The organism is Stappia sp. WLB 29, assembly GCF_023507705.1.
GTDB lineage: Bacteria > Pseudomonadota > Alphaproteobacteria > Rhizobiales > Stappiaceae > Stappia.
The window spans coordinates 126,583-139,945 of record NZ_JALBGD010000003.1; the positions used below are offsets into that span (position 1 = coordinate 126,583).

Consider the following 13,363-nt stretch of genomic DNA (forward strand, 5'->3'; position numbering starts at 1 on the left):
ACGGGACCCTGTCGCGCACGCCATGCCCATCGGACTGTTCATCCTTCTCGCCATCATCGGCCTTCCCCTCCTCGAGATCCTCGTCTTCGTCGAGGTCGGCTCGGAAATCGGCGCGGTACCGACGGTGCTGCTGACCATCGCGACGGCGGTCGCCGGCAGCTTGATGCTGCGATTGCAGGGCCTGTCGCTGCTGCGGCGCGTGCGCGCCGAGATGGATCGCGGCCAGGTGCCCGGCGAGGACATCATGCAAGGCGCGCTGATCGTCGTCGCCAGCGTACTGCTGCTGATCCCCGGCTTCGTCACCGACGCGCTCGGTCTGCTTCTTTTCGTGCCGCCCCTGCGGGCGGCCATCGCCCGGATCATGGTCCGCAACGCGAAGGTAACCGTGGTGCGGGCCGGCGCCCGGCGGAAAGGCCAGGGCGAAGGCGTGGTCGACCTCGATCGGAACGACTGGACCGACATCGATGGCGACGGCAAGGGCGGACGCGGGCCGGACGGCTCCTCCCCATGGCGCGGGCAGATCGACGACGGACGGGGCGACCGCCCCTGAACGCTTGCCGCGTCTCACCAAATCGTGAAGTCGGGTTAACCCGCGATACACTCGTCTTCTGCAAGGTGCCTGTTCGGGAACGACAAGCAGGAGCCTGGACGACATGACCGGTCGGGAGAGGGACATTGCCGGCGGCACCGGACGCGTCGACTGGGTCGACACGGCCAAGGGGCTTTGCATCGTCTTCGTGGTGATGATGCATTCGACGCTGGGCGTCGAAAAAGCCGCCGGCCTGGAAGGCTGGATGGGACTGGTGGTGGAGTTCGCCCGTCCGTTCCGCATGCCGGACTTCTTCATGATCTCGGGCCTGTTCCTGGCGCTGGTCATCGACCGGCCCTGGCGTCGCTATCTCGACCGCAAGGTCGTGCACTTCGCCTATTTCTACGTGCTCTGGCTGACCATACAGTTCGTGGTGAAGGCGCCGTCCATCGCGGCCGAAACCGGGTGGGGCAGCGTCCTCAGCGAATATCTCCTCGCCTATGTGCAGCCCTTCGGCACGTTGTGGTTCATCTACATGCTGCCGGTGATGTTCGTGATCACCAAGGTGCTGCACGACCGCGGCGTGCCGTGGCAGGCAGTCCTCGCACTCGCCGCGGTGCTGCAGATCGCCCCGATCTCGACCGGTTCGGTGCTGATCGACGAGTTCAGCTCGCGCTACGTCTATTTCTACGCCGGCTACATCTTCGCCACCCGGGCTTTCGAACTGGCCGACTGGGCCCGCCGCAACATAACTGTGGGCATTGCCGGCCTGCTGGCCTGGGGCGTCGTCAACGGCCTCCTGGTGTTCAACGGGCTTGCCGACCTGCCCTTCGTCAGCCTGGCGCTCGGCACTGCCGGTGCGCTGGCGGTGATCGTCACCTCGGCGCTGCTGACCCAGGCGGGCGCGGCCGCGCCGCTCGCCTATTGCGGCCGCAACTCCATCGTCATCTATCTCGCCTTCTTCTTCCCCATGGCGGTGACCCGGATCGTGCTGCTGAAGACCGGCGTCATCCCCGACATCGGCACGATCTCGGCGATCGTCACCGCCGCCGGCGTGATCGCCCCGCTGGTGCTGCTGTGGCTGATCGAGCGCACCGGCTATGGCTGGTTCCTGTTCCGCCGTCCTGCCTGGGCGCGGCTGGAGCGCGACACGCCGCACCGCCCGGTCGCGCAGGCGGCGGAATGAGCGAGACGAAATAAGCGGGGCAGGGCGCGAGAAGCAGGCTTTTCTCGCGCGGCCAACGCGGGCATGATCCGCGCCATGTCGAACGAAGCCGCCTCCGCCCTCACCGCCGACGACCACCTGATCCTGGTCGACGGTTCCACGTTCATCTTCCGCGCCTACCACGCGCTGCCGCCCTTGACGCGCAAGTCCGACGGCCTGCCCGTCGGCGCGGTCTCCGGCTTCTGTAACATGCTGTGGAAGCTCTTGCAGGAAGGGCTGACCCCGGAGGAAGGCGACGAGCCGACCCACATGGCGGTGATCTTCGACCATTCGGCGAAGACGTTCCGCAACGAGATCTATCCCCAGTACAAGGCCCAGCGCCCGGAGCCACCGGAAGACCTGATTCCCCAGTTCGGCCTGATCCGCGAGGCGACCCGCGCCTTTTCGGTCCATTGCATCGAGCAGGAAGGTTTCGAGGCCGACGACCTGATCGCCACCTATGCCCGCGCGGCGGCGGCGGCCGGCGCGCGCGTCACCATCGCCTCCGGCGACAAGGACCTGATGCAGCTGATCGGTCCGCGCATCGGCATGATCGACACGATGAAGAACAAAATCTTCGGCGAGGCCGAGGTGTTCGAGAAATTCGGCGTCGGTCCGGACAAGGTGATCGAGGTCCAGGCGCTGGCCGGCGACAGCGTCGACAACGTGCCGGGCGTGCCGGGCATCGGCCTGAAGACCGCCGCACTGCTGGTCAGCGAGTTCGGCGACCTGGAGACGCTGCTGTCCAAGGCCGACACGATCAAGCAGGCCAAGCGCCGCGAGAACCTCATCGCCTTTGCCGACCAGGCGCGCATCTCCAAGCAGCTGGTGACGCTGAAGGATGACGTTCCGGTCGAGCAGCCGCTCGAGACGCTCGTCGTCAACGGGTTCGATGGCACCCGCGCCATCGCCTTCCTCAAGGCGATGGAGTTCACCACCCTGACCCGCCGGGTCGGCGAGGTCACCGGCCTCGACGTTGCCGGCGTCGAGCCGGCGAGCCTCGTCGTGCGCGGCTGGCACGAGCCGGACGGCAAGGGCCGGATGATGGAGGGCGGCCCCGGTGCCCAGCCGGAGGGCGCCGCTCCCGACAGCGCAGCGCCGGCCGTCGGGACGGCGGCGCCGGCGCCCGCTTCCGCAGCGGGAAGCGACGGCGGCCTGTGGCGGCCGCAGGCAGTTGCGGAAACCGCTGCCGCACAGGCCGCAGCGCAGAAGGTCGACCCGTCCGGCTACGAGACGGTGATGGATCTCGACCGGCTGAGGGCCTGGGTCGCGGAGGCGACCGAGCTCGGCCGTGTGGCGGTCGATACGGAGACCACCTCGCTCGATGCCATGCAGGCCGAGCTCGTCGGCGTATCGCTGGCGACGCAGCCGGGACGCGCCTGCTACATCCCGCTCGCCCATGTGGACGGCGAGGGCGACCTCCTGGGCGGCGGCGGCCTGATCCCCGGCCAGATCCCCATGAGCGAGGCGCTCGCCGTTCTCAAGCCGCTGCTGGAGAATTCCGGCGTCCTCAAGATTGCGCAGAACCTCAAGTACGACTGGCTGGTGCTGAAGCGCTACGGCATCGAGATCGCCCCCTTCGACGACACGATGCTGCTGTCCTATGCGCTGGATGCCGGAAAGGGCGGCAACGGCATGGACGCGCTTTCCGAGCGCTGGCTCGGCCACACGCCGATCCCGTTCAAGGAGGTCGCGGGCTCCGGCAAGTCGATGATCACCTTCGACAAGGTGCCGCTCGACAAGGCCTCCGCCTATGCGGCGGAGGATGCCGACGTCACCCTGCGCCTGTGGCAGGTGCTCAAGCCGCGGCTCGCGGCAGAGCACATGGCCGGCGTCTACGAGCGGCTGGAGCGGCCGATGGTGCCGGTGCTCGCCCGCATGGAGGAGCGCGGCATCTCCATCGACCGGCAGATGCTGTCGCGTCTGTCCGGCGATTTCGCGCAAGGCATGGCGGCGCTGGAGGCCGAAATCCACGAGCTCGCCGGCGAGAGCTTCAACATCGGCAGCCCAAAGCAGCTCGGCGACATTCTGTTCGGCAAGATGGGCCTGCCCGGCGGCAAGAAGACCAAGACCGGCGCCTGGTCGACCTCGGTTTCCGTGCTCGACGACCTGGCCGCCGAAGGGCACGAGCTGCCCTCGCGCATCGTCGAATGGCGGCAGCTTTCCAAGCTCAAGTCCACCTATTCCGACGCGCTGCCCGGCTTCGTCAATCCGCAGACCGGGCGCGTGCACACGTCCTACGCGCTGGCGGCGACGACGACGGGCCGCCTGTCCTCGTCCGAGCCGAACCTGCAGAACATCCCGGTCCGCACGGAAGCCGGCCGCAAGATCCGCAAGGCCTTCGTCGCCGAAAAGGGCATGAAGCTGGTCTCGGCCGACTACAGCCAGATCGAGCTGCGCGTGCTTGCCCACATGGCCGACATCTCTCAGCTCAAGCAGGCCTTTTCCGAAGGGCTCGACATCCATGCGATGACCGCCTCGGAAATGTTCGGCGTGCCGATCGAGGGCATGGACCCGATGGTCCGCCGCCGGGCCAAGGCGATCAATTTCGGCATCATCTACGGCATCTCCGCCTTTGGTCTCGCCGCCCAGCTCGGCATCCCGCGCGGCGAGGCGGCGGAGTATATCTCGACCTATTTCAAGCGCTTCCCCGGCATTCGAGACTACATGGAGGAGACGAAGAAGTTCGTTCATGCCAATGGCTACGTGACGACGATCTTCGGCCGCCGGGCGCATTATCCGGAGGTGAACACCTCCAACCCGAACCACCGCGCCTTCTACGAGCGCGCGGCGATCAACGCGCCGATCCAGGGCTCGGCCGCCGACATCCTGCGCCGGGCGATGATCCGCATGGAAGACCGGCTTTCGGCCTCCAGACTCGCCGCCCGCATGCTGCTGCAGGTGCATGACGAGCTGATCTTCGAGGTGCCGGAAGCGGAAGTGGAGCCCACCATCGCCCTGGTGCGCGAGGTCATGGAGACGGCGGCCGAGCCGGCCGTCACCCTGTCCGTGCCGCTGCATGTGGATGCCCGCGCCGCCGACAATTGGGACGAGGCGCACTGACACCCTTGCCTTGCCTGCGCCCACCGGAGGAGCGCAGGGTCACTCCTCGCGAAGGAAGTGCTTCTCCACCGCCGCAAGGCCGGCATCGAGTCGGTCGGCGGCCTCGAACCCGAGGTCGCGCAGCAATTCTGCCTGGAACGAGCGGGCAAGCGCCACCAGCTCGCCATAGACCTTGGCACCCTCCTCCGTCAGCTCCAGCTGCTCGGCCCGGCGGTCGGCCACATCGGTCGCGCGCGACAGCCAGCCCCGCTTTTCCAGCGCCGCCACCGCCCGGCTCACCTTGGTCTTGTGCATGGTGGAGCGGCGGCCGATCTCGGTCGCCGTGGTGTTGCCGAGCTGGCCGAGGATCGCGAAAGTCCGCCATTCCGGCCGACTGATGCCGTAGGCGGCCCGGTAGCGGGCGGCGAAACGCCGGCTGACCAGTTCGGACGCCCTGACCAGGCGGTAGGGCAGAAACTCATCAAGCAGCAGGCGTCCGGTCATCTGCGAGCCCTTCTTTGCGATAAAATCAGCTAGCGGCATCTTCGCACGTTGATAGTTTCAGACAAAACAGTTACACACGCAACTATCAACTGTCTGGATCAGGAGGGATCGGACATGACGCTTTCGAATACCCCGGCCTACATGCCGGGCTTCGGCAACGACTTCGAGACCGAAGCCCTGCCCGGCGCCCTGCCACAGGGGCAGAACTCGCCCCAGCGCGCGCCCTACGGCCTTTATGCCGAGCAGCTTTCCGGCTCGCCGTTCACCGCCCCGCGCGGCACCAACGAGCGATCCTGGCTCTATCGCATCCGCCCGTCGGTCAAGCATTCCGGCCGCTTCTCACCCGTCTCCCTGCCGGAGTGGAAGAGCGCGCCGACGGTCGACGACCATTCGCTGGCGCTCGGCCAGCTGCGCTGGGATCCGGTGCCGATCCCCGAGACGCCGGTGACCTTCCTCACCGGCATGCGCACCATGACCACGGCCGGCGACGTCAACGGCCAGGCGGGCATGGCGAGCCATGTCTATGTCGCCAATGCCGACATGGTGGACGAATATTTCTTCAACGCCGACGGCGAGCTGCTGATCGTGCCGCAGGAAGGCGGGCTGCGCATCGCCACCGAGCTCGGCGTGATGGATGTGGTGCCCAAGGAGATCTGCGTAATTCCGCGCGGCATGGTGTTCCGCGTCGAATTGCTGGACGGCAAGGCGCGCGGCTATGCCTGCGAGAATTACGGCGCCAAGTTCACCCTGCCCGACCGCGGTCCGATCGGCGCCAACTGCCTCGCCAACCCGCGCGACTTCAAGACACCGGTCGCCTGGTTCGAGGACAAGGAAGGCCCGTGCCGGCTGGTGGTCAAGTGGTGCGGCCGCTTCCACGAGACGAAGCTCGACGCCTCGCCGCTCGACGTGGTGGCCTGGCACGGCAACTACGCGCCCTACAAGTACGACCTCACCACCTATTCGCCGGTCGGTGCGATCCTGTTCGATCATCCCGATCCGTCGATCTTCACGGTGCTGACGGCCCCGTCCGGCGAGGAAGGCACGGCGAATATCGACTTCGTCATCTTCCCCGAGCGCTGGATGGTCGCGGAGCACTCCTTCCGCCCGCCGTGGTACCATCGCAACATCATGTCGGAGTTCATGGGGCTGATCTACGGTCGCTATGACGCCAAGGAGGAAGGTTTCGTGCCCGGCGGCATGAGCCTTCACAACATGATGCTGCCGCACGGACCCGATGCCGACGGCTTCGAGAAGGCGAGCCGCGCCGAGTTGAAGCCGCAGAAGCTGACGGGCACCATGGCGTTCATGTTCGAGACCCGCTTCCCGCAGCACCTCACGCGCTTCGCGGCGGAACTCGACACCCTGCAGGACAACTACCTCGACTGCTGGTCGCAGCTGAAGAAGCGCTTCGACGGCACCCCCGAGGGCAACTGGGACTAAGCCATGAAACTCGCAACACTTCGCGACTGCAGCCGCGACGGCAAACTCGTCCTCGTCAACACGTCGCTGACGCGCTGCACCGAAGCCGGCCACATCGCGCCGACGCTGCAGGCCGCGCTGGACAACTGGGACGAGGTCGCACCGAAGCTGGCGACGCTCGCCGAAAGCCTCGAGCACGACGCGGTGCCGAGCCTGCGCTTTCACGAGCACGACGCGCTGTCGCCGCTGCCGCGCGCCTACCAATGGGCGGACGGCTCGGCCTACGTCAATCACGTGGAGCTGGTCCGCAAGGCGCGCAACGCCGAGATGCCGGCGAGCTTCTGGACCGACCCGCTGATGTATCAGGGCGGCTCCGACGCCTTCCTGGCCCCGCGCGAGCCGATCCGCATGGCCGACGAGGCCTTCGGCATCGACATGGAGGGCGAGGTCGCCGTGATCACCGGCGACGTGCCGATGGGCGCCACGCCCGAGGAGGCGCGTGCTGCCATCCGCCTGGTCATGCTGGTGAACGACGTGTCGCTGCGCGGCCTGATCCCGGCCGAGCTCGGCAAGGGTTTCGGCTTCTTCCAGTCCAAGCCCTCCTCCGCCTTCTCGCCGGTCGCGGTGACGCCGGACGAGTTGGGCGAGGCCTGGGACGGCGGCAAGGTGCACCTGCCGCTGCGCGTCGACCTGAACGGCCAGCCCTTCGGCCGGGCCAATGCCGGCGTCGACATGACCTTCGACTTCCCGACCCTGATCGCCCATGCGGCGAAGACCCGGCCGCTGTCGGCCGGCGCCATCGTCGGCTCGGGCACAGTGTCCAACAAGATGGACGGTGGCCCCGGCAAGCCGGTGGCCGAGGGCGGCGTCGGCTATTCCTGCATCGCCGAGATCCGGATGATCGAGACCATCGAGACGGGCGCACCCAAGACGCCGTTCATGCGCTTCGGCGACACGGTGCGGATCGAGATGCAGGATGCGGACGGCCATTCGGTCTTCGGCGCCATCGAGCAGACGGTCGAGAAATACGAGAAGGCCTGAGGCCCCTCGCGGGCGCCGATCGAGGGAGGGAGTTCGCGATGAAGACTGTGCGGATGCTTGCGGCGATCGCCGGGCTGGCCCTTGGCACGGCGACATCGTCACGCCGCTGGACGGCGAGTTGCAGTCGCTGAAGGCGCAGCTCGACGCCATCGTCGCCGAAGCCCGATAGATTCGAACCCTTGGCGGGAGCCGCAGCGCTTCCGCCGAACCGAACTGCAGAACAAGAGGATATCCCCCGTGAGCAAGCAATTCGCCTCCCAGGGCGACATGACCGAGAAGAAGATCTCCTTCACCGAGATTGGCGAGGGCCTGTGGGCCTTCACCGCCGAGGGCGACCCGAACACCGGCGTCATCATCGGCGACGACAGCGTCATGATCGTCGAGGCGCAGGCGACCCCGCGCCTTGCCGGCAAGGTGATCGAGAAGGTGCGCGAGGTCACCGACAAGCCGATCAGCCATCTGGTGCTGACCCATTACCACGCCGTGCGCGTGCTGGGCGCGGCCGCCTACCAGGCGCCGACGATCATCATGAGCGACAAGGCCCGCTCGATGGTCGCCGAGCGCGGCGCGGAGGACCGCGAGTCCGAGTTCATGCGCTTCCCGCGCCTGTTCCAGGGCTACGAGAATGTCGCCGACATTCCGCCGCTGACCTGGCCGACCACCACCTTCACCGACAAGATGAGCGTCTTCCTCGGTAAGCGCCGCGTCGACCTCAGCTTCCTCGGCCGCGCCCATACGGCCGGGGATATCGTCATCCATGTGCCGGACCAGAACGTCATGTTCACCGGTGATATCGTCGAATACCACTCCGCCTGCTATTGCGGCGACGGGCATTTCCGCGACTGGCCGGGCACGCTGGAGCGCATCCGCGCCTTCGACGTCGACGCCATCGCGCCGGGGCGGGGCGATGCGCTGGTCGGCAAGGAGATGGTCAACGCGGCGCTCGACGCCACCGCCGATTTCGTCACCTCGACCTTCCGTCCGGTGGCGCAGGTGGCAACGCGCGGCGGCTCGCTTAAGGAAGCCTGGGACGCGGCCCGCGCCTCCTGCGACCCGAAGTACTCGTCCTACGCGATCTACGAGCACTGCCTGCCGTTCAACGTGGCGCGCGCCTATGACGAGGCGCTCGGCATCGACACGCCGCGCATCTGGACGGCCCAGCGCGACAAGGACATGTGGGAAGCCCTCCAGGGCTGACGACCCGCCGCCGCGGGTGCGCGCCCGGAAGGGCGCGGCCTGCGGTGGCCTTTTTCCGACGGAAGGCCGTCCCGGGAGGTCACATGACGAAGGTCTTCGAAACGCCGCTCTACCCTTATGTCCGCTGCGCCGACCAGGACGCCGCCGAGCCGGCCCGCCGTCCGGTGGTGGTGATCGGCGCGGGACCGGTCGGTCTGGCGCTCGCCATCGACCTTGCCCAGCAGGGCGTTGCCGTCACGGTGCTCGACGAGAACGACAAGGTGAGCTGGGGCTCGCGGGCGATCTGCTTCGCCAAGCGGCCGCTGGAGATCCTCGACCGGCTCGGCTGCGGCCAGAAGATGGTCGACAAGGGCGTCGTGTGGAACCTCGGCAAGGTCTTCTTCGACGAACGCAAGGTCTACGAGTTCAACCTGCTGCCCGAGGGCGGGCACAAGCGGCCGGCCTTCATCAATCTCCAGCAATATTATCTCGAGCAATATCTGGTCGAGCGGGCGCTGGAGATCGGCCGCGACACCGGGCTTCTGGAGCTGCGCGGCGGCAACAAGGTGAGCGCGGTCGCGCAGCTTGCCGATGGCGTCGAACTCACCGTGGAAACGCCCGAGGGGCCGTACCGGCTCCATGCCGACTGGCTGGTCGCCTGCGACGGCGCCGGCTCGCCGACGCGGGCCATGCTCGGCCTCGATTTCCGCGGCCGGGTGTTCGAGGACAACTTCCTGATCGCCGACGTCGTCATGAAGGCGGACTTTCCGACCGAGCGCTGGTTCTGGTTCGACCCGCCGTTCAACCGCGGCCAGTCGGCGCTGCTGCACCGCCAGCCGGACGATGTCTGGCGCATCGACCTGCAGCTCGGCTGGGATATCGACCGCGAGGCGGAAAAGCAGCCGGAGCGCATCGCGCCGAAGCTGAAGGCGATGCTGGGCGAGGATATCGAGTACGAGCTGGAATGGGTATCGATCTACACGTTCCAGTGCCGCCGGATGGAAAAGTTCCGCCACGGCCGGGTGATCTTCGCCGGCGACAGCGCGCATCAGGTTTCGCCTTTCGGCGCGCGCGGCGCCAATTCCGGCCTGCAGGACACGGATAACCTGGCCTGGAAGCTGAAGCTCGTGGTCGAGGGCACCGCGCCGGAAGCCCTGCTCGACAGCTACGATGCCGAGCGCGTCTTCGCCGCGGACGAGAACATCCTTAACTCGTCGCGCTCGACCGACTTCATCACGCCGAAAAGCCATGCCAGCCGGGTGTTCCGCGATGCGGTGCTGGAACTGGCCGAGCATCACGCCTTCGCGCGGCCGCTGGTCAATTCCGGCCGCCTGTCGCTGCCGGCGACCTATCACGGCTCGCCGCTCAATGGCCCGGACTGCGCGGCGATGCCGGCCCGCACCCGGCCGGGCGCGCCGGCGAGCGATGCGCCGATTGCCGGCGGATGGCTGATCGACCGGCTCGGCGACCGCTTCCAGCTGGTGACCATAGACGTGGAGGCACCTAGCACGCTGACGATCGACGGCATCCCGGTCGAACGGGTGGCGCTGTCGGCCGCCGACAACCCGACCGGCGCGCTCGCCGCGCGCTATCTCGGCGAGGCGAAGAGCGCCGTCTACCTGATCCGCCCCGACCAGCATGTCGCGGCCCGCTGGGAGGCGTTCGATGCCGGCGAGGTGACGCGGGCGCTGCGGATCGCCACCGCCCGAAGCGACAACGCCGGGCGGGGATAACGGCCCGAACCGGCCGGAACGCAAGGAAACCCGAGATGAGCGAAACGACCAAGGAGACGGGCCTGCAACTGGCCCCCAACCTTCCCGATCCCGACGGCTTCTATGCCGAGCTGATCGCGCTGCACGAGGGGCTGTCGCGCGAGGACAGCGAGGCGCTGAACGCCAGGCTGGTGCTGGTGCTGGCCAACCATATCGGCGACCGCGAGGTGCTGCGCGAGGCCTTTGCCGCCGCCAGACTGCAAGGCGCGCCAATGACTTGAGCCTTCCTGCAGCAGCCGGCGGCTGAGGGGCCCGTGGCTGCTGCGACCCTGCCGAACGCGGACGGGGCGTTCCGTTTCAACGATGAAAACGGGAGTGCCCGCAATGACTGCCCAAGCTGACCTGAAGATCGACCGGATCCACCACGTCGCCTATCGCTGCAAGGACGCGAAGGAGACGGTGAACTGGTATGTCGACAACCTGAACATGGGGTTCGTGCTGGCCATCGCCGAGGACAAGGTGCCCTCGACCCATGAGCCGGACCCCTACATGCACGTCTTTCTAGACGCGGGCGCGGGCAACGTTCTCGCCTTCTTCGAGCTTCCCACCAAGCCGGAGATGGGCAGGGATCCGAACACGCCGGTCTGGGTGCAGCACATCGCCTTCAAGGTGAAGGACCGCGACACGCTGGTCGCCTACAAGGAGCGGCTGGAGGCAAACGGCATCGAAGTGCTCGGCGTCACCGATCATTCGATCTTCCATTCGATCTATTTCTTCGATCCGAACGGCCACCGCATCGAGCTGGCCTGCCCGGATCCGGCCGAGGAGGAGATGCTGAAGAAGCTCGACGCGGTGAAGTGGGAGATGCTCGAGGAGTGGTCGAAGACCAAGCGGGCGCCCCAGCATGCCGCCTGGCTGCATGCCAGGGAACTCGGAAAGGCCTGAGGATAACTCCAGGCCCTTCGGATCGCCGCGCCACGCGGAAATCCGGTTTGACGGGCGCGCCGACCGCCCTAACTGCTGGGTCTGGCGCAAGGTATCCCCCTTTCGCCGGACCGACAGCGGACCGGAAGATGATCGATCTGTTCCCGTTTGCAATAGGCGACGCGAAAGGCCGGTTCCGCCGGCTTGTGCTCGCGCTCCTTGGCCTTCTGGTGCTGACCGGCCCCGCCATCGAGGCGGCACGGGCAAGCGGCGAGGCGCAGGCCTGGGCGGCGCTCTCCTCCGACCGCGGCGCCATCGCCGTGATGCGGCACGCGCTCGCCCCCGGCACCGGCGACCCCGCCGACTTCCGGCTCGACGACTGCACGACCCAGCGCAATCTCGACGAGCGCGGCCGCGCCCAGGCGCGAGCCATCGGCGCCGCCTTCCGCGCGCGCGGCATCGCGGTCGACCGAGTGCTGACCTCGCAGTGGTGCCGCGCGCGGGAGACGGCCGCGCTTCTCGGTCTCGGTGAAGTACAGGAACTGCCGGACCTCAACTCCTTCTTTGCCGACAGGCGCGAAGCCGAAAGCCAGACGCAGCGCCTTGCGGCCGCGATCCGCGCCCTTCCGCGAGGAACGGTCGCTGTCCTCGTGACCCACCAGGTCAACATCACGGCCCTGACCGGCGTTTATCCCTCCTCCGGCGAGATCATCGTCGGCCGGCCGGAGGGCGAGGTGTTCACGGTGATCGGCCGCATTGCCCTTCCCGCCCCGCCGGGCGGATCATGACGAGGAGAAGTCCATGAACTCGAGCAGAACGACCCTGCGCGCCCTGGCCGCCGCCCTTTGCCTCGGCGTTGCCGCAGCCCTGACCATCCCCGCGATCGCCCATCACGGCTGGCGCTGGACGACGGGAAAGAACATCGAGCTGACCGGCGTGATCAGCGAGGCGCGGCTCGGCAATCCGCACGGCGTGCTGACGGTCGATGCGGAAGGCGAGAGCTGGCAGGTCGAGGTCGGCCAGCCCTGGCGCAACGAACGCGCCGGCCTGAAGGACGGAGACCTCGCACCGGGCGTCGAGGCCACCTTCATCGGCGAACCTTCGGCGAATATCGAGGACCGCTTGATGAAGGCGGAACGGATCGTCATCTCGGGACGCAGCTACGACCTCTATCCCGGCCGCGACTAGGCCGGCCGCAATGCAAGGGCTTGTGGACCTGCTTGCGGGGCTGCCGCTGGCCGAGTGGATGCGGGTCTCGCGCTGGGGCTATGCCGGCGTCAACACGCTGCATGTGATTGGCCTGTCGTTGCTTTTCGGCGCCATCGTGCCGCTCAACCTGCGGCTCCTCGGCCTGTGGCGCGGCCGCATTCCGCTGGCCGCGCTCGCCCGGGCGTTGGTGCCGGTCGCTGCCGGCGGGCTGGCGCTCGCGCTCGTCTCCGGCGCACTGCTGTTCCTGTCGGCGCCGGCCGATTACGCCGGCGCGCCGCTGTTTCTCGCCAAGATCGGCCTCGTCCTGCTGGGTGCGGGCTCGGCCCTCGCCACCCACAGAGCGGCCGCAAGGAGCGCGGCGGACGGCGATATGGCCGACCGGCTGGCACGGCTGCCGCCGACCCGGCTGAGGCTTGCCGGGGCGCTGTCGCTGGCCATCTGGACCGCCGCGCTGGTCTGCGGCCGGATGCTTGCCTTCACCGACTAGCATTGCCGCCGGCTTCACGGTCGATCCGGGCCGTATTCGGGCCGCATTTTCCCGCTAGGCGATACCAGCATAGGTCGCAGGCGCGCAAAGTGCCTTGCGGCAACCGGCGGGGCTTC

13 protein-coding genes are annotated in these 13,363 nt (G+C 67.6%); 12 read left to right on the forward strand and 1 reads right to left on the reverse strand.

Features of this window, described 5'->3' with window-relative positions; translation table 11 throughout:
- Nucleotides 1-22 precede the first annotated feature (22 nt).
- The 3 genes from MNI96_RS06875 (at nucleotide 23) to polA (ending at nucleotide 4,796) form a co-directional block, all read left to right on the forward strand.
- Entirely contained in the window at nucleotides 23-550 is a 528-nt protein-coding gene (locus MNI96_RS06875; RefSeq protein WP_249691567.1) for an FxsA family protein, read from the forward strand.
- Nucleotides 551-653: 103 nt separating this feature from the next.
- Complete coding sequence (locus MNI96_RS06880; RefSeq protein WP_249691568.1) at nucleotides 654-1,715, forward strand: acyltransferase family protein; 1,062 nt, start codon at nucleotides 654-656, stop codon at nucleotides 1,713-1,715.
- A gap of 63 nt (nucleotides 1,716-1,778) precedes the next feature.
- Nucleotides 1,779-4,796 carry a DNA polymerase I gene (gene polA / locus MNI96_RS06885; RefSeq protein ID WP_249691570.1) on the forward strand — a complete coding sequence of 1,006 codons (3,018 nt, stop codon included), beginning with the start codon at nucleotides 1,779-1,781 and terminating at the stop codon, nucleotides 4,794-4,796.
- Nucleotides 4,797-4,835: 39 nt separating this feature from the next.
- On the opposite strand, the gene MNI96_RS06890 is transcribed toward polA, so the two are convergent.
- The gene (locus MNI96_RS06890; RefSeq protein ID WP_249691572.1) at nucleotides 4,836-5,279 is read right to left on the reverse strand and encodes a MarR family winged helix-turn-helix transcriptional regulator; all 444 of its coding nucleotides are present in this window, start codon (nucleotides 5,277-5,279) and stop codon (nucleotides 4,836-4,838) included.
- Between the two features lie 114 nt (nucleotides 5,280-5,393).
- Between MNI96_RS06890 and hmgA the strand changes: the two genes are divergently transcribed.
- From hmgA to MNI96_RS06935, 9 genes are all read left to right on the forward strand, one after another.
- On the forward strand, nucleotides 5,394-6,719 hold the full coding sequence (hmgA, locus tag MNI96_RS06895) for a homogentisate 1,2-dioxygenase (protein ID WP_249691574.1): 1,326 nt from the start codon (nucleotides 5,394-5,396) through the stop codon (nucleotides 6,717-6,719).
- A gap of 3 nt (nucleotides 6,720-6,722) precedes the next feature.
- The gene (locus tag MNI96_RS06900) at nucleotides 6,723-7,739 is read left to right on the forward strand and encodes a fumarylacetoacetate hydrolase family protein (protein ID WP_249691576.1); all 1,017 of its coding nucleotides are present in this window, start codon (nucleotides 6,723-6,725) and stop codon (nucleotides 7,737-7,739) included.
- Nucleotides 7,740-7,976: 237 nt separating this feature from the next.
- Entirely contained in the window at nucleotides 7,977-8,936 is a 960-nt protein-coding gene (locus tag MNI96_RS06905) for an MBL fold metallo-hydrolase (protein WP_249691578.1), read from the forward strand.
- A gap of 83 nt (nucleotides 8,937-9,019) precedes the next feature.
- Nucleotides 9,020-10,648: an FAD-dependent oxidoreductase gene (locus tag MNI96_RS06910; RefSeq protein ID WP_249691580.1), complete on the forward strand. Its 1,629-nt coding sequence runs from the start codon at nucleotides 9,020-9,022 to the stop codon at nucleotides 10,646-10,648.
- A 35-nt stretch (nucleotides 10,649-10,683) separates the two neighbouring features.
- Entirely contained in the window at nucleotides 10,684-10,908 is a 225-nt protein-coding gene (locus MNI96_RS06915; RefSeq protein WP_249691582.1) for a DUF2783 domain-containing protein, read from the forward strand.
- Between the two features lie 121 nt (nucleotides 10,909-11,029).
- On the forward strand, nucleotides 11,030-11,572 hold the full coding sequence (locus tag MNI96_RS06920; protein WP_249692200.1) for a VOC family protein: 543 nt from the start codon (nucleotides 11,030-11,032) through the stop codon (nucleotides 11,570-11,572).
- A 128-nt stretch (nucleotides 11,573-11,700) separates the two neighbouring features.
- Entirely contained in the window at nucleotides 11,701-12,339 is a 639-nt protein-coding gene (locus MNI96_RS06925; RefSeq protein ID WP_249691584.1) for a histidine phosphatase family protein, read from the forward strand.
- Between the two features lie 13 nt (nucleotides 12,340-12,352).
- On the forward strand, nucleotides 12,353-12,739 hold the full coding sequence (locus MNI96_RS06930) for a DUF6152 family protein (RefSeq protein ID WP_249691586.1): 387 nt from the start codon (nucleotides 12,353-12,355) through the stop codon (nucleotides 12,737-12,739).
- A 10-nt stretch (nucleotides 12,740-12,749) separates the two neighbouring features.
- On the forward strand, nucleotides 12,750-13,247 hold the full coding sequence (locus MNI96_RS06935) for a DUF2214 domain-containing protein (protein WP_249691587.1): 498 nt from the start codon (nucleotides 12,750-12,752) through the stop codon (nucleotides 13,245-13,247).
- Nucleotides 13,248-13,363: the final 116 nt, after the last annotated feature.